26 protein-coding genes are annotated in these 21,996 nt (G+C 34.2%); 15 read left to right on the plus strand and 11 right to left on the minus strand.

All coding sequences use genetic code 11. From position 1 onward, the window contains the following. Positions 1 to 120: 120 nt before the first annotated feature. Together AAGU07_RS11525 and AAGU07_RS11530 are read right to left on the minus strand one after the other, a co-directional pair. Complete coding sequence (locus AAGU07_RS11525; RefSeq protein WP_342459216.1) at positions 121 to 642, minus strand: hypothetical protein; 522 nt, start codon at positions 640 to 642, stop codon at positions 121 to 123. Positions 643 to 898: 256 nt separating this feature from the next. Then, the gene (locus AAGU07_RS11530) at positions 899 to 1,204 is read right to left on the minus strand and encodes an MTH1187 family thiamine-binding protein (RefSeq protein WP_342459217.1); all 306 of its coding nucleotides are present in this window, start codon (positions 1,202 to 1,204) and stop codon (positions 899 to 901) included. Positions 1,205 to 1,430: 226 nt separating this feature from the next. Between AAGU07_RS11530 and AAGU07_RS11535 the strand changes: the two genes are divergently transcribed. Continuing rightward, on the plus strand, positions 1,431 to 2,282 hold the full coding sequence (locus tag AAGU07_RS11535) for a TIGR00269 family protein (RefSeq protein ID WP_342459218.1): 852 nt from the start codon (positions 1,431 to 1,433) through the stop codon (positions 2,280 to 2,282). Positions 2,283 to 2,406: 124 nt separating this feature from the next. Here AAGU07_RS11535 and AAGU07_RS11540 read toward each other — a convergent pair whose 3' ends face one another. The 6 genes from AAGU07_RS11540 to AAGU07_RS11565 all read right to left on the minus strand — a co-directional run bounded on the left by AAGU07_RS11540 (position 2,407) and on the right by AAGU07_RS11565 (position 7,678). Beyond that, positions 2,407 to 3,024, minus strand: a complete 618-nt coding sequence (locus AAGU07_RS11540; RefSeq protein WP_342459219.1) for a hypothetical protein — start codon at positions 3,022 to 3,024, stop codon at positions 2,407 to 2,409. A 426-nt stretch (positions 3,025 to 3,450) separates the two neighbouring features. Next, the gene (locus tag AAGU07_RS11545) at positions 3,451 to 5,040 is read right to left on the minus strand and encodes a GTP-binding protein (RefSeq protein WP_342459220.1); all 1,590 of its coding nucleotides are present in this window, start codon (positions 5,038 to 5,040) and stop codon (positions 3,451 to 3,453) included. Between the two features lie 38 nt (positions 5,041 to 5,078). After that, on the minus strand, positions 5,079 to 5,291 hold the full coding sequence (locus AAGU07_RS11550) for a DUF1922 domain-containing protein (RefSeq protein WP_048081829.1): 213 nt from the start codon (positions 5,289 to 5,291) through the stop codon (positions 5,079 to 5,081). Between the two features lie 155 nt (positions 5,292 to 5,446). Next, the gene (locus tag AAGU07_RS11555) at positions 5,447 to 6,679 is read right to left on the minus strand and encodes a TraB/GumN family protein (protein WP_342459221.1); all 1,233 of its coding nucleotides are present in this window, start codon (positions 6,677 to 6,679) and stop codon (positions 5,447 to 5,449) included. A gap of 14 nt (positions 6,680 to 6,693) precedes the next feature. Next, a complete protein-coding gene (gene comB / locus AAGU07_RS11560; RefSeq protein WP_342459222.1) occupies positions 6,694 to 7,365 on the minus strand; it encodes a 2-phosphosulfolactate phosphatase in 672 nt (223 codons plus the stop codon). A 100-nt stretch (positions 7,366 to 7,465) separates the two neighbouring features. Further along, positions 7,466 to 7,678 (minus strand): TRAM domain-containing protein, encoded by a 213-nt coding sequence (locus AAGU07_RS11565; protein ID WP_342459374.1) that lies wholly within the window; start codon positions 7,676 to 7,678, stop codon positions 7,466 to 7,468. Between the two features lie 230 nt (positions 7,679 to 7,908). Here AAGU07_RS11565 and AAGU07_RS11570 point away from each other — a divergent pair, with 230 nt between their 5' ends. After that, on the plus strand, positions 7,909 to 8,181 hold the full coding sequence (locus AAGU07_RS11570) for a hypothetical protein (protein WP_342459223.1): 273 nt from the start codon (positions 7,909 to 7,911) through the stop codon (positions 8,179 to 8,181). A gap of 65 nt (positions 8,182 to 8,246) precedes the next feature. Here AAGU07_RS11570 and AAGU07_RS11575 read toward each other — a convergent pair whose 3' ends face one another. Beyond that, on the minus strand, positions 8,247 to 8,510 hold the full coding sequence (locus AAGU07_RS11575) for a PRC-barrel domain-containing protein (RefSeq protein WP_342459224.1): 264 nt from the start codon (positions 8,508 to 8,510) through the stop codon (positions 8,247 to 8,249). 265 nt (positions 8,511 to 8,775) lie between these two features. On the opposite strand from AAGU07_RS11575, the gene AAGU07_RS11580 reads away from it, so the two are divergent. From AAGU07_RS11580 to AAGU07_RS11625, 10 genes are all read left to right on the plus strand, one after another. Then, a complete protein-coding gene (locus AAGU07_RS11580) occupies positions 8,776 to 9,291 on the plus strand; it encodes a hypothetical protein (RefSeq protein ID WP_342459225.1) in 516 nt (171 codons plus the stop codon). After that, positions 9,276 to 10,187, plus strand: coding sequence for a methanogenesis marker 7 protein (locus AAGU07_RS11585; protein WP_342459226.1), 912 nt, complete (start codon positions 9,276 to 9,278; stop codon positions 10,185 to 10,187). Before AAGU07_RS11580 ends, AAGU07_RS11585 begins: the two co-directional genes overlap by 16 nt. 183 nt (positions 10,188 to 10,370) lie before the next feature. After that, complete coding sequence (locus AAGU07_RS11590) at positions 10,371 to 11,441, plus strand: metallophosphoesterase (RefSeq protein WP_342459227.1); 1,071 nt, start codon at positions 10,371 to 10,373, stop codon at positions 11,439 to 11,441. A gap of 351 nt (positions 11,442 to 11,792) precedes the next feature. Next, entirely contained in the window at positions 11,793 to 12,389 is a 597-nt protein-coding gene (locus AAGU07_RS11595) for a DUF134 domain-containing protein (RefSeq protein ID WP_342459228.1), read from the plus strand. Positions 12,390 to 12,408: 19 nt separating this feature from the next. Next, positions 12,409 to 12,783 carry a NifB/NifX family molybdenum-iron cluster-binding protein gene (locus AAGU07_RS11600; protein WP_342459229.1) on the plus strand — a complete coding sequence of 125 codons (375 nt, stop codon included), beginning with the start codon at positions 12,409 to 12,411 and terminating at the stop codon, positions 12,781 to 12,783. A gap of 116 nt (positions 12,784 to 12,899) precedes the next feature. After that, a complete protein-coding gene (locus tag AAGU07_RS11605) occupies positions 12,900 to 13,739 on the plus strand; it encodes an Mrp/NBP35 family ATP-binding protein (RefSeq protein WP_342459230.1) in 840 nt (279 codons plus the stop codon). A 132-nt stretch (positions 13,740 to 13,871) separates the two neighbouring features. Further along, positions 13,872 to 14,063, plus strand: a complete 192-nt coding sequence (locus AAGU07_RS11610) for a 4Fe-4S binding protein (protein WP_342459231.1) — start codon at positions 13,872 to 13,874, stop codon at positions 14,061 to 14,063. Between the two features lie 52 nt (positions 14,064 to 14,115). Then, the gene (locus AAGU07_RS11615; protein WP_342459232.1) at positions 14,116 to 14,865 is read left to right on the plus strand and encodes a radical SAM protein; all 750 of its coding nucleotides are present in this window, start codon (positions 14,116 to 14,118) and stop codon (positions 14,863 to 14,865) included. A gap of 23 nt (positions 14,866 to 14,888) precedes the next feature. Next, positions 14,889 to 16,097, plus strand: a complete 1,209-nt coding sequence (locus AAGU07_RS11620; protein ID WP_342459233.1) for a cation diffusion facilitator family transporter — start codon at positions 14,889 to 14,891, stop codon at positions 16,095 to 16,097. Beyond that, complete coding sequence (locus AAGU07_RS11625) at positions 16,094 to 16,507, plus strand: metal-dependent transcriptional regulator (RefSeq protein WP_342459234.1); 414 nt, start codon at positions 16,094 to 16,096, stop codon at positions 16,505 to 16,507. The genes AAGU07_RS11620 and AAGU07_RS11625 overlap by 4 nt, the downstream gene beginning before the upstream one ends. A gap of 133 nt (positions 16,508 to 16,640) precedes the next feature. Here AAGU07_RS11625 and AAGU07_RS11630 read toward each other — a convergent pair whose 3' ends face one another. Beyond that, entirely contained in the window at positions 16,641 to 17,957 is a 1,317-nt protein-coding gene (locus AAGU07_RS11630) for a methyl-coenzyme M reductase glutamine C-methyltransferase (RefSeq protein ID WP_342459235.1), read from the minus strand. A gap of 100 nt (positions 17,958 to 18,057) precedes the next feature. After that, positions 18,058 to 19,305, minus strand: a complete 1,248-nt coding sequence (gene mmp10 / locus AAGU07_RS11635) for a methyl coenzyme M reductase-arginine methyltransferase Mmp10 (protein WP_342459236.1) — start codon at positions 19,303 to 19,305, stop codon at positions 18,058 to 18,060. A 296-nt stretch (positions 19,306 to 19,601) separates the two neighbouring features. Here mmp10 and mcrB point away from each other — a divergent pair, with 296 nt between their 5' ends. Genes mcrB through mcrC form a run of 3 tightly spaced genes read left to right on the plus strand, consistent with a single transcriptional unit; the run spans position 19,602 to position 21,995 of the window. Next, entirely contained in the window at positions 19,602 to 20,930 is a 1,329-nt protein-coding gene (gene mcrB / locus AAGU07_RS11640; RefSeq protein WP_048081843.1) for a coenzyme-B sulfoethylthiotransferase subunit beta, read from the plus strand. A gap of 28 nt (positions 20,931 to 20,958) precedes the next feature. Beyond that, positions 20,959 to 21,402 (plus strand): methyl-coenzyme M reductase operon protein D, encoded by a 444-nt coding sequence (gene mcrD, locus AAGU07_RS11645; protein WP_342459237.1) that lies wholly within the window; start codon positions 20,959 to 20,961, stop codon positions 21,400 to 21,402. Next, a complete protein-coding gene (gene mcrC / locus AAGU07_RS11650; protein ID WP_069583232.1) occupies positions 21,399 to 21,995 on the plus strand; it encodes a methyl-coenzyme M reductase I operon protein C in 597 nt (198 codons plus the stop codon). The genes mcrD and mcrC overlap by 4 nt, the downstream gene beginning before the upstream one ends. Position 21,996: the final 1 nt, after the last annotated feature.

Below are 21,996 nucleotides of genomic sequence, written 5' to 3' on the forward strand. Positions count from 1 at the left end.
TATTTTTGATATATGATCAAGTTAACAAATTTAAACTTTCTTTAATGATATAATGTTGAATTGCTCAATTTAACATCTAAAAGTGAAATGCAGTTAAAAATTTATAAAAAACATTGACAATTATTCAAGCACTTTAAAAGTGCCTGTAATTGCTACAACGGCCCGAGTATCTGTAACTCCAACGCCTTTGTACTCAAACAGTATATTGTACCTTTTCCCATTTTTATCAAATGATATGGATTCATATTTAACGTAGGGAACTGTATAATGTGCATAAATTATATCTAATGCATCTACATTATCTATTGTTATGTTCTGAACTTCTTCAACTGTATAATTGGCTGTAGTAAGATTAGTCGTGTTTTTCAGATCGTTTAGACTTGTTCCATCAACTTTTCCGGCACTATCAAGGTATTCTTTGGATATTTTAAACGTGCAGTTATAGTCCCAGCCACTTACACCTTCTACAAATACTCCATTTGCACTATTAACTTCTTTAATTGTATATTCATGAGGATATTCAAAGTAGATTCCGCTCTTATTATATATATTGTTTACGCCGGGGCCCCTGTCTTCATAAGTACAACCAGATGCGGCAATTATGAAAATTAAAACTGGAACTATGAGTACAATCTTATTCAAATGATAACCTCTATATTTTTTAATTGGGATAATATGATTGAGTATAATTAGGATTATTTCCATTGAATATAAATTTTTTTAGATAGATCTTTAATATGGAAAGTGATGTGGAGTAACTTTATTAAACGAGTAGAGCCGTAAATTAGAAAATTTGTTTTTGTATTATCTTAATTAGAAAAAGAGGGAGCTTTGATATCAATCAGCACTCAAATTAGATTAAAAAATTAAATACTGCTATTACCTAAACTGGAAATGACTATTTTCCCATTTTTTGTTCAACTGAACCCACTTTTTCTTCCATTGTTTTGTCTGTATCCCTTCTGTCGTCTATTTTTACGTGGGTTTCAACTCTTTGTGCGCCTTCTCTAAATATAGATTCGTGAGCGGCTTTTATTGCGGTGAAAAGTTTGTCAGGATTATCTGTTTCAATTAAAGTGCCCATTCCTGTTAGTTTATAGTTAATGCCATTATCTTCTAATGCAGATGTAGCAGCAGCTATATATTTACTTATGCTTGTATCACATGTCCCAACTGGGACTATGGTTAATTCTGCAGATATCATAATAAATTATATGTTTAATTTAGTATATCAACATTTTTAAGTGAAATAAATAACAAAAATTAAGGGTTTTTAAGGCTTAAAATTTTAAATTATAAAAAGAAAGCATTAGATGTCTTGAAAATACTTTTTTTCATGAGTTTCCAATGATTTTAAGAAAATTCTCCAGGGGTTTTTAATTTAACATAAACTATTTCTCAAATAACCTGCAAACCTATTTTGATCTGTTATGGTTACTCAGGAAGAATTCAACAAAAACATTGAAAACAATGTGAAAGAAACAATAGAAACATATGGGCTGATTGCACATGATGAAAAAATTGCAGTGGCCCTTTCAGGTGGAAAAGACAGTATTTTAACATTGCACATGCTGAACAAATTTAAAGAGGAATATAATCTTGATTTGGTGGCCATAACTATTGATGAAGGAATTTCTGGATACCGAAATGAAGGTGTGGAAGCAGCAAGGAAAAATGCTGAAGAAATAGGGGTCAAATTAATTGAAAAATCATTTTTAGATGAATTTAATTTTAAACTTGATGATATTTTTAGTTTTTATAAGAGCGCATGTATACCATGCGGAGTTTTCAGGAGATACTTACTGAACAAAACAGCCTATGAAGTTGGAGCCTGTAAAATTGCAACAGGTCACAACCTTGACGATGAAATTCAATCATTTCTTATGACGTTTGCAAGGGCAGATTTTAGAAGATTTTCAAAGTTTGGACCGAAGCTGAATACCATTCATGAAAAACTCATTCCACGAATTAAACCTCTCTGGAATGTACCTGAAAAAGATGTAGGAACATGGGCAGTTTTAAATGATATGGACGTTCATTTTGCAGAATGTCCTTATTCTCATATGTCTGCAAGGTCTAAAATAAAGGGATTTTTAAACAAGATGGAATCAGAAAGAAAGGGAACCAAAGCGAATATACTTAGATCATTTGACAAAACATTCCAGTTTGAAAAGAAGCCAGCGAGTTTGTATGAGTGTAAAAAATGCGGTGAACCGTCTTCAATGGATGTTTGTAAAGCGTGCGAAATGCTTGAAGAGATTAATGGTTATTTGAATGGTTAGTTTGTGTGATTATTTGTGAATTGGAATGTTATGGATGTTTGTAATGTATTCGGTGATTGAAGGATAAATAATTATTTAGAGTAGATTCTGGTCCAAAAATTAAAAAATAAAAGATGAAGGTTATTTAAAATAAGGTATTGTCCACTGCATTTACAAACCTTCTTGCATCCTGTAGCTTTTTAGAAGCTGAATCGAAATGATATGTTTCGTAAATTATAACAGGTGTTCCCTTATTTGCAATTGGTACTGTGACATACTGAGGGCTTGTTGGGTTTGGTGGGGTGTAAATTACCAGTGAAGGCAGTCTGTAAGTTATAGATCTAGCAATTCCAAGTGTGTAAGAACCTTTTGATATTGGATATAAGAACCTGTAATATTTATATCCGCTTGAAGCGCCGTGGTTTTCATGAACATCAAATACAAATGTTGGTTTAATTTTAATTACATCTGGGACAACGAATTTCTGTGCCAGCAGTTGTCCGTTCATTCTTCCTTGTGTATAATTTGACGCTGATTTAGTTACATGGACTTTATAGACTATATACCTATAATTTAAGCTGCTTGATGTGTTTTTAACAATATTTGCTACATCGTAACTAAATTCAGTTTCCAATGGATGAACGCCAGTTATGTACACAATCTTTGTAGGAGAATATGGATTTCCATAGGTGAACTTTTCTACATAACCGTATGAAGTGCTGCCTATAACGGCTGCAGAACTAGTACTAACTGCTGAGAACATCATTAACAGGCATAACAAAATTCCTATAATTTTATTTATTTAATCACCTCCAGTTACCTTTTTAAGATATTATAACAGCTCGAGGGTGTGGATTAGTTTAATAATCATTTAATGTTTAAATGAAGCTAGCTTGGAAAAGTAAATTGAAGATGTGGTATTTACTGATCAAAAGTTAATGGGTAATATCATATTAGTAATATTCCTATTTCCAGTATTAATAACTTTTCAATTAAGCATTAAAATACGTTTTAATCAGTTTAAAATGATTAGTATGATATAATAAGCCTTTAAAACAATTTAAAATTTTAACAATAAAAAAATATTACATTAAAAAATGCAATGTTTTTAGGAATAAAAATTAGGTAGATATTAACTCATTTATTATAAAAGAATGATTAGATCTTATTTTTTAACTTAACTTAATTCTCATCCTATGATCCGGGTGATGGTGCCTATTCCCTTACTCCTGCCTTCTCTAAATATGATTTTCTGCCCTTCTTTAACAGAAAAAGGCCTATATTTAAACTGCATTCTAACTTTACCTGTATCTCCGGCAGACATATACTCTTTGTCGAGAGGTTCAAAGATAACAGTTTCTGCAATTGTTTCTATATGAGTTATACATTCATAACCTTCTTTAATTGTTGTTGGATGTACTAATATGGCAACATCTGCCTCAAATTCCTTAACAGATCGTTTTTCATAGTTAGGGTCGCATAAAATCATGCCTCTTTTAATATCATCGATATTTGATCCTTTTATTGAGATTCCAACGACATCTCCAGCTTCAGCATAATCTTTTTTGTAGTAGTGCATTTCAATGGATTTTGCCCTAACATCCATAAATTTTCCAGTTCCATCGGGGCCTAAAAGCAGCTTATCTCCATTTTTAATTCTCCCCTGTCGCACTGTTCCGCTTACAACTGCTCCAACACCTACAACGGAATATATCTTATCTATATACATCATAAATGGTTTCAGTGAATCTTCTTCCTTTGCCTCAACTTCGAGATTTAAAAATAATTCATCGAGAAGTTCCAGGCCATCTCCAGTTAATGAAGAAACATTTATCACTGGGACAAGATGTTGATTGGCATGTTCTGCCACAAATTTAGCGTCTTCACATGTTTTTATCATGTACGGAATTCTTCCAACGAGTTTTAAAAGATTAAACACTTCATCTTTCGTCTCTTTTATTTTTTCTGCACTTACCATGTCAATTTTGGTAATTACAACAATTAAAGGCAGATCCATGGCCATTATAATTCCGATATGTTCTCTTGTAATGTGAGTTGGTCCCTGATCTGCAGCTATTGTAACAAGTCCATAGTCCAGTTTTTGGCCTACAATTCCTCTTATAGTTGTTCTAAGCCATGGTTCATGGCCTACAGTATCTACAAAGCATATGAGCTTGTCACAATCTTCAACAGCCTTCGCTTTTTCTTTTTTATTTAATGGATTTTTAACCCTTACAGGTTCTCTATTACAGAATCCATAGATTGCAAAGGAAAGATCTGCTGAAAGCCCTCTTTCTATTTCATGTTTCTGCAGATCTAAAAATATCCGTGTCCTGCCGGAGCCATCATCTAGGCTGCCGGTGGTTAACGTCCCAATGAGTGTGCTTTTTCCATGGTCTACATGTCCTGCAACACCTACAAGCATATGGTCTCGCTTAGAAAGGTCTTTTTTACCAATAAAAACTCGAGCTATATCGCCGTTGTTTCCAGGATACTTCTCAACTTTTAAAATAGTGAAATTTATCTCTTCTGCGATACTTTTTAAAACAAATAGTGATTCTTCCATTTTCTCATCTGAGAGTCCCAGAAGGTTTCCATCATCATCTACACCTATAAAATAAATAGCTTCTCCGCTACCCCGTTCCATCCGGTATTTCATCTGGGATGCAAGGCGCTGTTTTCTATCTTTTTGAAGATGATAATCTTTTTTAAGGCTTTCTTTAAATTCTATATTTCTTCTTTCACCTTTTTTTGTAATATTATAGATGCTGCTTGTCATGAGATTGAGCTATTTATAATTTATTAAATAAGGTAATATCAGATTTTATCGGCGGTTGTAAAAACCGCGCCGCCGTATTTCTCTTCCTGTAATTCTTTAACTTTCTGGATGGCTAACTGCACATCTTCAGTTTTTGCAAGGATACGTCGACTTTTAACCTTAAATACTTTACCGCAAACACATTTTTTTTGAATTACTCCTTCTTTGGAGTACATTGCGCGTCCACAGTTGCATCTAAATATGAGATACATGAAATCACGTGTTAACTTATTGAATATTATTTTTGTGTTAATTTTTAAATTTACTGAATTGTATTAATAATGTAACTTCACTTTATTTAAAATTTTTTAAAAAAAAGAATTTAAAAATATCTAATTTAGCCAGAAAGTTGGCTTTCGGTCTGCAATCATCCCCATCCAAAAATTTTACTTAATATTGGGTTGAATGTGTTAAAAATTGTAATAAGTATTGGATTAATGATTGCAGAAATTTTGAGAATTAATGGATAAAATACATTGGGTATCGTAAGGAAGGCCCCTATGGATGCGCCAATATTGGTCCCAACTACAACTATTAAAACTCTAAAGAGGTTGTTATCCCAGAAGTCCCTTAAACTTTCACAGTCTTTAAAACCTGCCAGGTCATCCATTCCTACTTTTCTTCCTTTGGCTTCTACAATTCCTGAAAACCATCCTGCAGCAAGAAGAGGATGTAAAACTGTTAATGGCGCCACGATAAATGCAGTTACTGCAGAATAAATTTTTGATCCAGATAAAATACAACCTGCAAAGGATAATCCGCTTGTTAGCAGCACGTATTGGAGAATACTGGTCTGTATATTAATTCCACTTAAAAATGCCATTGCAAATACTGCAATAAAAACAACGGGTATTAAAAATAGTAGAATCTGCATAAATGAAAATCTGGATTTTTTAATACCTAAAAGGTCGTAAAGTGGAGGGATATCTTCAGGATTATTAATGTATCTTGTAATTCCTTCTTTATGTCCGGCACCTACCACGGCAACTACACTTTCATCTGGAATATCTGTAAGCATTCTTGCCATGTACTGGTCCCTTTCATTTACCAGAACATCATATGCTTTGGGTGACATTTCCTTAAAATATCCCATAACCTCCTCGAGAGCATCCCCTTCAGTTATACTTTCAATATCTTCAATTTCTTCATCTTTGCTGAAGAAAGATGCTATTAAGCCGTATATGAACTTCATTTTTTCAATGATGCTCATTTTGTTTAATGCACGGTTCAGGGTTATTGAAATGTCACGATCTATTAATGCAATTTTTGCACCTATTTCGTTTGCCGCTTCTATTGCAGCCATCATCTCTGATCCAGGTTTAACACCTACATCATCACCTATTCTGCGCTGCATATATGATAAAAATCCGCTAACTAAGAACAAAGTCAGGTTGTCACCTTTAATCAGTTTTTTAATTTGAAATTCCTCTTTGGGAGTTTCAACCCCTTCTTTTTCATTTAATAGATTAGTATAACGATTAATATCCAGTTCAATAGCGACAACGTCTGGTTTTTTCTCTAAAATGGTATTTCGAACTTTTTCAACACTTTTTTCTGATACATGCGCTGTTCCGATTATTTCAAGTGATTCTGGTGCCATAGAAATCTCACGTTTTAATTTGTATAATTCTTAATGATCCCTTTTTCATATATGGGGATAATATCATATATATTTTTTTTAATACTAAACTTTATGTCTTCCAAAAATCCGAGTTTTTGGAGGGTCAAAGAAGACTTTGAATTCATGATTGCTTTTTTAACCATTTCTTCGTCTCTCGATGCCATGTATGCTGCCATGGCCATTTCATCAAGTTCGTAATTTTTAAGGTAAGATATTATTTCTCCAGCTCCAAGGAAATCTTCAATTGCAAATCTTCCTCTAACTCCTGCCATTACTATTTCTATATGATCTTCAGCAATTTCAGAAGCTTTTTGGGCTACAGATTTTGCATTTACAAATGATCCAACCAGTGCTGCTGCTTTTATTCCTTCAAGAATTCTGGTACCATTTGTAGTGGTAAGTACAAGGGTATCTCCGCTGAAATTTTGCATTTCAACCGGTGAATTTCCAGTATCAAATCCTGGAATGGGAGCTCCATCTCTTTCACCTGCAAGGACTGCATTGTACTTTTTGGCAAGTTCTACTGCGTTATCTTTATCTTTCACTGCTATAACTTTATTAAAATTATTTAGAGCAACATTTATAGTAGCGCTAGCTCTTAAAACATCTACCATAATTGCAACATCTCTAGAGATTGATTTATCTAAACTTAAAGAAACTAACATTAAAAACACCAAAAATAGGGAAATTTAACAAATAAAAAACGAAATTAGGGGGTATCTCATTAATTTTTTTTCAGTACCCAAATGTCTTTACAGAACAATTTTAACTAACTTTTTCAGCAAAACCAAAACGTCTTCTTACAGAAACAATTTTAACTTTAACTTCCTCTCCAGCTTTTGTACCTGGTACAAATACCACAAAACCATTTATACGGGTAATTCCATCGCCTTCTTTACCCACATCTTCTATCTTAACATCATATTCTTCCCCTTCTGAAATAGGGGCAGTTTTTGGACCTTGATCTGTTCCGAACAATTCATTCACTTCCTTCGACCAAAACTAAGTTGGTCTTATTTAAATATACGGTTAAGTTATTATATAAATGTTTTCATAACATTATTAACAACTGCTTATTTACAGAATTTAAGGAATTTCATTGATTTAAAATAGTATTTAAGTGTTTTGATCATGCATATAAAACTAATGATATATTAAACCAAACTAAAATTTGAATAAAAGGATGAAAATTTAAGAGGATGATGGGCTTGAATGACGATGATAAAACAATAGAATCAATGGTAGAAGAGTACAAAATGAGTATGGGCGGGTCATTTTTCAACAATTTCACTAAAGAACCTGAAAAAGATATTGAACTGGAAGAATTAATAATTAAAAAGGGGATAGATAATCATCTTTTTGATACCCATGAACTGTTATCAATTTATGATAATCTATCTGAGTATAATAAAAGGGAATTTTTCCAGAGAGTAGTCGTGGCATTTATTAAATTTAAATTTCAGGAAGATACTGTGGAATGATCTAAGTATGTCTAATATTGTTTTATTTAAATAATTATTTTATTTTCTATTATTTTTAGATTTAATTATTCTCCACCAGTTATAACGTCTAAATCTTCTTGTGTAAGTGGTTTTCCTTTTAGAAGTACTTTTTCTCCAATTGTATCGACCATATTGCATGGGATAACTTTGGTTTCTCCACGTCCTATTTTGCCAGTGATGCTTGCTTCTCGAAGTACAAGGCCTTCAATTCTGCGGTTTCTAAAATCTAAATCGATATCTTCTACTTCTCCAACTACATTTCCTTTTCCATCTATTACTTCTTTACCTTTGATATCATCTATTTTCATATTAATCACTCTTTTAATTAATCATAAATATTTTTAATTTAAATTACATTTTTTAAGCCAATTTGAACCTTTTTAAGATGTGCTGTTTAATAAATAGGATACACTTTTGTTTGTAATAATTATTATATTACTTTTATTATATTAAAAATTCGGTGAATTTCTAACGCCTAAAAAATTGAAAATTTTTTGATGATTTTAGCTGTGTTTGGTTTATTTTAACTGATAAAAACATCAAATTTAAATATTTTAAAACCAAGGGTAGACTATGAAATTTTCCTTAAAAGTTGTAACAACTCCTATGTGTGAAGAAATCGTAAAACTTGCAGGTATTTCAAACTATGTAGTAAATAAAACTCCAGATTCAGTTGGAGCAGATATAGCTGTTGTTTTATCTGAAACTAAATTAGCCACTAAATCTATTAAAATTAAACTGAATACGTTCTCACAGATTAAAGAAAGTATAGAAATGCTTTCTGAGAAGTTTGAAACTTCCCCTTTAGATTACGAAATTAAAGAAATTGTGGGATCCAAAAAAAATCGAAAGATAAAAGTAAAAGTTTATTCAAATTTTTTAAAGGAGATAGTAAAAGATATGGGTTTTAGCGTGGCTGATAAAGATTATAATTTTGTGGTTTATCCGGATTATATGAAAGATAACGTGGTAAATGAAGATGTAGAAACTGTTGAAATACCCTCCCACAAAAATGTGCCTTTATCTGCAATAGAAAGAGCTGAAATGAGGTATAACATTCTGGAGAAAAGATTATGTATGAAACCTTAACTTACACTGGAGGAGTTCACAAGCATGAAGAGATTACAGAGCTTATAGAAGATCTGGGAGGATTTGTACTTCAGGAAAACCTGAGTCAAATGGATCTCGTTATAACACTTGCTGTTCCAATAGAAGACGTGGATAAGGTCCAGGAAAAGGCAAAAGAGCTCCTTGGAACCGTAAAAATAGCCCCAATGGCAGGTACAGAGATTGCTATAGTTTCTCCAACTCTTGCAAGGCAGCACCTTCCTCATTCTGCGTGTGATATTTCTGAATATCTTAGGAGATATGGGGCAAAGGACAACATGATCGGGCTTTCCCGTGGAGCTGGAAAGGGCATATCTCGAATTTCACAGGATGAAAAAAAGCTAATCGAAGAACATGATCTGGCTGTTTTTGCACTTGGAAGCTTTAGGGAGTGTATATTAGACAAAACACATCTTTTTGAAGACCTTGAAATCCCTGTAGTCGTAACTGGAGCTCCGGATATAGATGTCGATGATATTCCAGGGGCAAGTGCATATGTTGGAGGATTGGGTAGAATTCCAAGCAGGCTTAAACGTGGAGAAAATATAAGGGCCCTAAGAAGTCTGGCTGAAACTGTTGAGGGAATCCTTGATGATAGAAGGAAAGAAATAACTGAAGATCCACCTATTGTGCCCTCAATACTTGTAAAAACGGAGATTGAAAACCAGATACCCGCAGTAAAAGATGTTTATTCACCAGCACCAGTTGTAAGTCAGCTGGATGGGGTAAGGGTTAAACTGAATTATGATGAATATAAAGATGAAATTGGAAAAGTTAAGGTGGATGAGTACATTTTAGAAGATGTTTCAGAAATAAGGAGATCTTTGATGTACGATTATATTCTGGTTAAGCTGTTACCTGAATCTTCTATTCTTTAGTTATAGCTCTAAATATTAAAAAAGCGCTTTGATTTTCACCTGATTTTTTATTTTATTATTAAAGGGGAGTTTATTATCTAATTATTTTTATAATTTAGAGATAATATAAAAAAATTAAAATATTATGTGATATAGAATTAACTATAAGAAGATTAAAAACTGGTTTTGTATTGGAGTCTAAAAATGAGGAGAATTATTCAGCTTGCTCTATTTTTATCTATATTTTTTTTAGGATTCTTAGCTATTGATTATTATATTTTTAATAGATTAGGCATGCTGTTAAGCGTATCTCAGACTATAATCACAATAATGGTAATTATATTTACCGCTGCTTATCCTGTTGCAGCGATACTTGAAGGTACCTTATCCAATGAATTTACGCGTATAGTTTACACGTTATCTGCTACGTGGATGGGTGTTGCACTTGTTTTAGGGTATACTCTTCTTGGTTATGAAATATTGAACTTTGTATTCAATATTCCGTCATTTACTGCAGGAATTGCAGTAATTATAGTCGCTTCAGTTATAAGTGCATATTCAATTGTTAACAGCTTGCATCTAAATATTAATGAAATTGAGATACCAATACTAAATTTAGAGCGAGAATTGAGAATTGCTCAAATAAGTGATACTCATATTGGACCTATCAGAAATTCTGGATTTATGAAAGAAATAGTTAAAAAAATTAGCCTTTTAAATCCAGATCTTGTATTAATAACAGGAGACCTTGTTGAAGGAACTGTAGGTTTACACCCTTCTATGTTTGATTCAATTAATAAACTTAAATCTCGGATTTTTTTTGTAACAGGCAATCATGATATGTATGAAGGGTTGGAAAACGTTTTTGAGGTTCTTAAAACTACGAAGATTAATATACTGCAAAATGAAGTGGTTGAATTTGAAGGTTTGCAGATAGTTGGTGTGGGGTATTCAACCCAGAGAAATTACCTTAAAACTGTACTTCCGGGGTTAAATATTGATAAATCAAAACCTTCACTTCTCATGTATCACGTACCTATAGAAGTTGAATTTGCAAGTGAAGCAGGTATTGACCTGCAACTTTCAGGACACACCCATAAAGGGCAGATCTTCCCATTGAATTTCCTTGGAAAACTTGTTTTTCCTTATTTCCAGGGATTATATAACCATAATGGAACACAAGTTTATGTATCTCCTGGAACTGGAACATGGGGCCCCCCAATGAGATCCGGTTCTAGAAGTGAAATAACCTTAATTAATCTCAAAAAGAAGTAATTTGGGATATATGTAAATATGGGCATTATGCTAATTTATTCACAAGTTAGTGCAGCTATATTTAAATTAGGATGGATAAATATCTTTAGATTTTTCATCAGTATATCTAGGTTAATTTTTAATTTTAATAGTTAAAAACTAATTTAAATGTTTTAATAAGCAATTTATTTATTCAAAAAAATTTAAAACGTATGCATGATAGTTATATATGATTTTAAAGAGTAATAAATTGATTTAAATAAATTAAAACTTTAATTTCTGCTTTTTTATTATGCTAAATATTGTTTACTTTTTAGTTATGAATAAATATTCAAAACCTTTATATAATAATTATGAATATATATTCATAACATGGTGAGGCCGAGAAGATTCAGAAGAATATTCCAGGAGCATCAAATCAGGTGCTTCAGACCAGATTTAAATGGAGATAATTGCCATGCTGATCCAGTAGAGGTTACAATGGATGAAATTGAAGCAATAAGGTTAAAAGATTATCAAGACCTTAAACAAGGAAAAGCAGCAGAGATCATGGATGTTTCGCAACCAACATTTCACAGGATTTTAAATCTGGCTCGAGGAAAAGTTGCAAAGGCCATTATTGAGGGTAAAATGATTAAAATTAAGGGAGGAGATTTTGTGGCAGATAATGAAAGGTATAAATGTAAAAGCTGTAGCTTTGAATGGTACAGCCCTGAAAAAGAATATGAAAAATGTCCGGATTGTGGATCCGAGTACATTTATAAAATCAGCACAGCTGAAGAGGCTCAAACACTCGCAGGACAACCTGGAATGGGAAGAAGGAGAGGATTCGGCGGTGGAATGGGAGCAGGTCAACCAAGAGTTTGTAAATGTCCAAATTGTGGATATGAATCCCCTAAAATACCAGGGGTTCCATGTAGAAATACCAAATGTCCGGAATGCGGCACTCAACTATGTGGGGCAGATTAAATAGTGGAAGATGGATGTGGTGAAAATAACTGTTATAAGCATACCTACCCTTGATAAAAGAGGTTTACTGGCAGACATTTCAACTCACTTTGGAAAAACACCCTATTTCACTTTAATTAGATATGAAGATGGAGAAATCAAAGATATTGAAGTAATTGAAATTTTTAGTAAGCATAGCGGCGGCTCTAAGACGCCCGCAGAGATCATAATGAATTCAAAAGCAGATATATTAATTTGTGGGAATTTAGGGTCAAAAGCTGTTTCCATGTTGGGTGATGGTGAAATGGAAATATTTTCAGGGGCATCTGGAAGAGTTAAAGACGTTTTAAAAGAATGGAAAAGGGGTAATCTAGAAGCTGCAGATGAAAATTCCTGTAATGGAAAGGACTGTTAAATTTCCTAAATTTATATTTAATTAAATCTTCAAATCAGCCATTTATATAAATTCAAACTACTTTTCGAGTTTGAATTTATATTTTTTATTTTTAGGATATAAAGAGGACAAATAACATGATTAAAGAACAGGAAAATCAGGAACAGAAATTAGCTTACATGCAACAGGATATTATTATTACAAAGAGAATGGACCAGATAAAGCATAAAATTGCAGTTATGAGTGGAAAAGGAGGAGTAGGCAAATCTACAATGGCAGTGAATATTGCAGCATCTTTTGCAAACAAAGGTTACAAAACGGGTATTATGGACGTGGATATACACGGTCCTAACGTTCCAAAAATGCTTAAAATTGGAAAAATAGGCCTTAAAGTTAATGAAGAGGGAATATTGCCTGTAGAAGCAGGAGAAAACCTTAAAGTAATGTCTTCACAGTTCCTTTTATCTGATGAAAATTCGCCAATAATATGGAGAGGTCCTAAAAAGACGGCGGCAATACGGCAATTTCTTTCAGATGTATCCTGGGGTAATCTTGATATCTTGATAATTGACTGCCCTCCAGGCACTGGTGATGAGCATTTAGCAATTTTACAGTCAATCCCATCCATTGATGGTATAATAATGGTCACCACGCCCCACACAGTATCTTTGGATGATGTGGAAAAATCCATAAACATGGTCAGGCATTTAAAAATCGAGGTACTGGGAATCGTAGAAAATATGTCGGGACTCATCTGTCCAGAATGCGAAACAGAGATACCTATATTTGGAAATGGCGGGGGCAGTGAAATAGCATCAAAAACAGGGATACAGTTATTAGGTGCTGTTCCTATTGAAGTTAGTCCTAAAGAACATAGTGGGTTATTAATTGAAAATGAGGAGTCTAAAACCTCGGAAAAAATACTGAAAATTGTAGCTAAAATTGAGAATATGGTACTAAATAATGGATCTACATGAAAACACCTGATCATTGGGGGCAGTTTGGGTCCTAAAATGAGTAGTGCAGTAATTTGCATTTTCAGGTATGAAAGATGGAATAATATCTGCATAATTGGTGAATAACATTGAAATTGTAAACAGGTGATGTATATGGTCAGAATAATAATTGATCACGATAAATGTGATGGGGAAAAATGTGAAGAATGCGCAGATGTATGTCCCATGGAAGTCCTTATACTTGATGGAGATAAAATTGTGATTCAAAATATGGATGAATGCAGTTTGTGCGAATCCTGTGTAGATGTATGTCCAAATGAAGCATTAAAAATTGAAGATAATTAATTAACGATTTGCAGTGGATTTAATTTAGACATGTCTTATGTGAGGTAATAATATGAAAACTGTATTTGGTCCTGTGTCATCATGGCGATTTGGTAAATCCGTAGGTGTAGACCCTTTATGTCAAAATGTTTGTTCTTTTGACTGTGTATACTGTCAGGTTGGCCCTACACTCAATAAAACAATTCAAAAAGAAATATTTATAAGCACAGATAGAATTGAAGAAGATTTAAAACGAGTTCTACCTGGAGCAAGTGCCGATGTAGTGACAATTTCGGGTTATGGTGAGCCAACCCTTGCAAAAAACCTTGATGAAATAATTGAAGTTATAAGGGGACTTACAGACTTGCCAGTTGCAATCATGACTAATTCTTCAACACTCCCTCTAGGAAAAATGCGAAGGACATTAAGGGACCTGGATATAGTTGTTGCAAAACTTGATGCATACAATTATTCTCTTTTTGAAGAAATAAACCGTCCTGTAAAAGGTTTACATTTTGGAGATATCCTAAAATGGATTAAAAAATTTAAAAGTTCTTTCGAAGGAAGATTAGAACTCCAAACTATGTTTATTGAAAAAAATAAGGATTATGCAGGTGAATTGGCAAAGATTGCAGCGGAAATTCAGCCGGATAAAGTTTATATAAATACTCCTTTAAGGCATTCGCCTGAAGGTCACCTATCAAAGGATCAGATGTATGAAATTGAGAAACACTTTGAAGGATTGAACGTATCTTCAGTCTATAACTCTAAAAAATACAGATCGTACAAAGAAGTGCTAAATGGAAGATCGATACAAGGATAACAAGTTGAACATGATGTGTTTGGATGAATAACGAAGCTAAAAATAACTTAAAGAAAGGAGGAAAAGCAGCTATAGATTCCAGCTTAATAAATCTTTTACTTGCATTATTTAAAGGTGTAATTGGGTTTTTATCTGGAAGTATAGCTTTAATAGCAGATTCTATTCACTCTTTTTCTGATATAGTTGCATCTCTGGCAGTATACATTGGATTAAAACTATCCATGCGAATGCCAGATGAAAAATTTCCTTATGGCTATTATAAGATTGAATCATTTGCATCTTTGATAATATCTGTAATAATAGTTATAACAGGTATAGAAATAGCTTTAGATTCTTATAACGCGTTTTTAAGTCCAAGTACAATCGAAATACCTCTTGTTGCCCTCTTTGCCGCTGCTCTTTCGGCATTAGTTTCGTTTTTACTTGCAAGATATAAACAGGAGATAGGTAGAACAATAGGTTCTCAGGCACTTATTAATGATGGAAAACACAGTTTTATCGATATATTTTCGTCAATAATCGTTTTTGTAGGTATACTATCCTCTTACATGGGTTATTTAAGAATACAGGGAATTTCAGGAATTCTGGTTGCACTTTTAATCATTTACATGGGCTTTAAATTGGCAAAAGATGATATACTTGTTCTTTTGGATGCCAACATGGATCCTGAAAAGATTGAAGAAATTAGAACTATTGCCGAAAATGTTGCTGGTGTTGAAGGGGTACATGCTATTAAAGTTAGAAGATCAGGTCCCTTTGTATTTGCAGAACTACATCTTGAAACCAAAAAAGGATTATCAGTGAAAAATGCATCTGAGATTACCGGAAATATAAAAAAGGCCGTAAAAGGTAGAATTAAAAATTTAGACAGTTTAACGGTTCAGATAGAACCTTTTAAAAAGGAAAGGTTAAGGGTTGCAGTTCTTGTGGAGAATAAAAAGGGTTTGCAGTCTGATATTTCTGAACATTTTGCCAGAGCGCATTATATTTTAATTGCAGATGTGGTCAAGGGCCAAATAATTAGTACTGTAGTTAAAGATAATCCCGGAACTACACTGGAGAAAAAGAAAGGAATTGAAACTGCTGAATTTTTAGAAAAAGAAAAGGTAGATGTTTTGGTAAGTACTGGAGTGGGTGAAGGCCCAAAATACGTTTTATCAGATAAATCGATAGATGTCATGGTCCCAAGAGGTAAGAATCTTGAAGAAATGATAATGGATGTATACAAATGATTGAGATAAACGAAGATTTACCTAAGTTAACAAAAAGCATTGAAGATTATATTGAAGTGATGTACAACTTGAGAAAGGTTAAAGGATCAATCAGGGTAACTGACATAGCTGAAAAACTTGATGTTAAGCCTTCAAGTGTGGTGGAAGCGGTTAATAAAATTTCCAAGCTGAAACTTGTATCCCGGGAAAAATATGGTGAAATAAAATTAAATGAAATGGGAATACAAATTGCAGAGGGTATTATACATAAGCACAACACCCTTAAAAAATTTTTAGATGTTTTAGGTGTTGATGATACTACTGCTGAGAAAGAAGCATGTGCAATGGAACACATATTAAGTAATTCAACAATTAACAAGATTGAAAAATTTACAGAATTTATTGAGAGCAGTCAAGATCAAGTTTTTTAAAATCATTCTATGAAATGTGTAGAGATTGGTTGATCAGTTCATAAATGGATTAAAAAAAGCAATATAAAAATTTTTGATTGAAGAGAAATATTTTATGAGCTAATTTTAATTTGTTAAAATTATCATTTCCCTATTACAGTATCATTTCTGTCACAGCCCTTATATGGTTTCCCTGCGATTTAGTTTCTTCTAACAATGTTTTAAATAAATTATCAGTCATAGCTACTGGAATGCTTCTAAATACGTAGGAATCCAACATTAAATTAAGGCAGCGTTCTTCTGCAATGCTCAATTCGTAATTCTTGTATTTATCACTTTTTATAAACAGCAGATTTTCATTTAAAGGAGTTTTAATTACATCATCTGCAAGGGGTGTTCCTGGAATTGGCTCTGCGATGCTTACAAAATAATCATCAAGCATTAATTCATCGGCAAGTTCGACTGTAGCTTCAAAGTCATCTTCACTTTCACCAGGATATCCGACTATAAAAGATCCAGCTATCTTGATGCTGTGTTTTCGTGCAGCTTCAATGGCGTCTTTAACATCATCAACTTTTATTCCCTTTTTCATCTTCCTCAGCATTCTGTCACTTCCAGACTCTATGCCAAAAAAGATCCATCCGTTGGTATAATTTTTAACAGCTTCCAGTATTTCATCGTTCATCATATCAATACGAATATCTGGAATTGTAAGATTTTGAGGGCCTGTTAAACTGCTTATTTCCTTTAAAAGTTCAGTAAATGCATATTCATCTGTAATTTTAAATTTTTTACTGCCGTATAAAGATCCGGTCCCACCACTTATAGCAATTCGCTTAGCTCCTTTTTTAAGAAATTCTTTGACTTCAATTATAATATCGTCAAGTGTCCGGCTCCTGACATCCCTTCCAAAGAAGCATGGCACCTGGCAGAATCCACAGTTACCTGGGCATCCTCTATGGGTTTCGATGTATACATTTGCTCCTCGTATGTTTTCAGATGAGATATCGTCAGGTATTAATGGTAATGGCCGTATCATAGGTGAAGATGCTGTTTTTTTAGTTTTGATTATTTCATTTCCCTTTTTAAAAGCAATGCCTTCAATTTCATTAAGTTGATCAGCTTCATGATCATCGGCCTCAATCTTTTCAAGAATTTTGAGGGTACTGCTTTCACCTTCTCCAATAATAACTGCATCAACAGATAGATATTTGAAAACAAGTTCTGGACTGTTACTTACTGGTCCGCCAACTATTTTAAAACTATTAATTTTTTCAATTTCTTCTCTGTATTTGAGTAGATGTATGGTAGAATGAAGACTTATTAAAACAACGTCGGCATCTATTATTCCTTCAAAACCTTTTTGAATATCTACATTGTATCCTGTATCTTTTAAAACACCTGCAATGAGCATTGCACCATAATTATAAAATTCAGGAGTTAAAACGGTAATCTTAATGCTTTTTGACATGATATCCCTGTATTCAATTTTTACTAATTTTACATAGTAATAATGAAGTTTAAGTAATTTAAATATTCATTTAAAAAAAACAGGTAGGGAGATTTTTAATCTATCTTCGAACTCCAAAGAAATTTATTGCGCCTATTAAATCTTCAAAAGCGATTAATTCTTGCTTTAGAGCATCTTGGGGGCTTAAAGTTCCGCTCATTTCCCCATCAGCAGTTAATTTATCAGGGCCTCTTGCAACCAGCCGATCTACCCCATCACTGCTTAAAACTTCTTCAGCAATTTTATCGTGTACATATGCACGGCCGGGTATTATCACAGTCTCTTTTAACTGGCTGAAATCTACCTCTTCAAGGTCTTTTTGAGTAATAAGGCATCCGATATCCTGATCTACTGCAACAACATTAACAAGATCAGACGCTTCAATATTTCCAATTATTTTTTCTATAAATGGAGCTGCAACTTTACTTGTTAAGATAGTGGCTTCGGAAGTGATTTTGGATAGTATATCTAAATAATCTTTATTTTTATCCTTTGAAATTGCAAAAGGAGTATCGTTGTCAGGATCGCAAAGTGGAGTTCCTGTAACTTTGAAATTGAATTCGTCGTTTATTTTTCTAACTAACGCTTCGAATTCGTCAAGTTCATGGGGAACTACTCCGTCTAATATTGGTTCATTACCTAATATTAAGCCTTGATTCCTGAAATTAGCGAATCGCATGAGTATAAATGCTTTGGCACCCCAGTCTTCTAAAGTGGAGCATGTTTTAAATAAATCTTCGCCGTCATTTACTCCAGGCACTATAACAGAAGCAGCATGTACCTCTGAGCTTTCACAGAATATTTGAAGGGCCTTAATGGATTCTTCGGCAGTTTTATCGTTTACCCATTCTCTTCTTATATTTGGATCTGTGGAGAAAACAGTAAATGTTACTTCACTAACTTCCTTTGAAACAAGATCTTCTGCCATTTTAGCATCAGTAATACCTTTACCGCTGGTATATCCAAGATGTATTGGGAGTCCAAAATCCGAGAATGCAGAAACGATGTCAAAGAGATAAGGGTAACAGCTTACATCTCCTCCACCACTTATATTTACTTTTAAATTAGCATCACGATAGTCTCCTAACATAAGGGAGTTTTGTACAGAGCTTATAACAAAAAAAGGTGATTGAAATTCGTTCCCTATCTCTCTAATACCAGTTGTACAGCTGTCACATCCAACTTTACCTAGCGAACAATTTTTGCATCCTAGAGCTTCTGTGCCTTTTACTTTTCTAAAGTAACAGTATTTACAAAAACCGTTACAGTCTTTTCCAGGTATTCCACCTACGTCAGCTACGATTTGCATAGTATCTACTTTGTTTTAACACATAAAATAAATAATTTCCTAAAAAAATTGAACTAATTGCATCAAAAAGTGATAAAATATACTAGATAAACATAAGACGATTATACTTTATAAGTCTTTCTACTTTAATCAGAAAGAAAGTTTAATAATATATAAGACTACAAATTCAGTCTCGTATATCAATATGTACTAAAAATGATTCTATTATAAATGAGTGCTGGCAAGGCTCATTTATATCGGAGGATTGGTACTTTAAATAGGAATTGATATGCGAAAATTTTCTCAGGAGGGAAAAAATGGCAAGATTTGAAGATAAGATCGACTTGTACGACGACAGAGGCAATCTTGTTGAAGAACAAGTTCCACTAGAAGCCCTAAGTCCTTTGAGAAACCCAGCGATCAGAAGTATCGTTCAGGGTATTAAGAGGACCATAGCAGTTAACCTAGAAGGTATAGAGAACGCTCTAAGATCCGGAAAGGTTGCCGGAGGAAAAATTTTAGGAAGAGAATTAGATCTCGACATAGTCGGAAATGCTGAAGCCATCGCACAAGAAGCAAAAGAAATGATTCTTGTGGAAGAAGGCGACGACACAAAAGTCGAACTTTTAGCAGGCGGAAAGAGAGCATTAGTACAAATACCATCACTAAGGCTTGAAGCAGCAGCTGAATACTCAGCAACATCATTAGTAACTGCGTCAGCGTTTATTCAGGCTATAGTTAACCAGTTTGACGTTGGAATGTATGATGCAAACGTGGTAAAAGCAGCAGTATTAGGTAGATATCCACAAACCGTAGAATACGCAGGTGGAAACATGGCTACCATGCTGGATGTACCTCAGAAATTAGAAGGTCCAGGTTACGCATTAAGAAACATTCCGGTTAACCACGTCGTTGCAACAACTCTCAAAAACACAATGCAAGCAGCAGCTTTGTCAACAATCCTCGAACAAACAGCTATGTTTGAAATGGGAGATGCAACAGGAAGATTCGAAAGAATGCACCTTCTTGGTTTAGCTTACCAAGGAATGAATGCTGATAACATTGTATATGATCTTGTAAAAGACAACGGTAAAGAAGGAACAGTAGGATCTGTTATACTGGACCTAGTTAACAGAGCATCTGAAGATGGTGTAATAGGCGTCGAAAAAGAAATGGGCGGCGACTTCAAATTATACGGAACAGATGACCTGGCCAAATGGAATGCATACAACGCAGCAGGACAAATGGCAGCTACTATGGTCAACCAGGGTGCTGCAAGAGCAGCTCAGGGTGTATCCTCAACATTGTTATACTACAACGATATTATTGAATTCGCAACAGGATTACCTGGTGTGGACTTCGGTAGAGCTGAAGGTGTAGCAGTAGGATTTTCATTCTTCAGTCACTCCATCTATGGTGGAGGTGGACCTGGTATCTTTAACGGTAACCACATCGTTACAAGACACAGTAAAGGATTCGCTATACCTTGCGTAGCGGCTGCAATGGCTCTTGATGCAGGTACACAGATGTTCTCCCCAGAAGCAACCTCAGGACTAATCAAAGACGTATACAGTCAAGTTGATGAATTCCGAGAACCACTCAAATATGTAGTGGAAGCAGCTGCCGACATAAAAGGCGATATTTAAGTAATCCGAACTTGGGGGCATTAAGTCAATGGATATCGAGATATTTCCACACAGATTGTTGAACGTAGATACCGCTGAAAGATTATTAAATGATCTTGATAGCATCGAAGGTATCAAAAGAATGATTATACACGGACCGAGACTTCCTCCAGTGAGAGAAGGACACCCAGACCGCAGAATTATGGTTGTAAGCGGAGAAGAAGTAGAAGTACAAGTGAAACCCGGTAGAATACTACTGGAAATCGAATCAGAAGACGTCATTGAAGATGTAAAAGAAGTTTGTGAAGATCATTTACCATTTGGATATAACATCCATATTGGACACTTCATAAGAAAACAGAAAACAGTTTCAGATCAGCTCAAATATGGCGAGGAATTAGATAATATTCCTGATGAAATGGTTGGATTAACTGACCAGAACGCACAACTCAGTGAAAGAGCACAAATACTAAAGAGGAAAGACGAAAAATGATTGGTAAAGGCACACACATCGTAGACTGCAGAGTAGCGATGGGTATGGGTGAAGGAGGAGGAATTGCTCAAAGGGGGACATTTGCCCAGAGTGGCAGTGATGTTTTAACAATAGCAATGTCTCCTGGAAGGAGACACATAACAAAACCAGTCTGTGAGATAACATTCGCGTTACGGGAAGCTAATATAATGACAAGTACTCTCGTGTTGAATGCCGGTGCCGGTGTTCCGCATGATGCTCCAGCAGCTGGAGGGGGCAGTCTTTTTGGACTTACTCCAACAGAAATAGAGCAAATAAACATGCATAAACTTATACTGGTACACCTCGGAGGTGTTAAACACCACATTGTGTACAAAGCCCGGTTAATACTTCGACATGTAGAGAAACCTTGCGTAATCATTTGTGAATATCCAGTTGACTTTGAAGATTTTGCAAAGATTGGTGTCAAAACTAAAGCTGTAATGCCCGAGGAGCCTAAAACAAAAGGTGAAATTGTGGATATAATAAGCGGCGTAATTAGAGGAGAAACCAGTCCCCAAGAAAAGTTGGATGAAATTATTAGAAAAGTTAGGTTAGCACTAGGAGGTGCATGAT

This window comes from Methanobacterium sp. (assembly GCF_038562635.1).
Taxonomy (GTDB): Archaea; Methanobacteriota; Methanobacteria; order Methanobacteriales; family Methanobacteriaceae; genus Methanobacterium_D.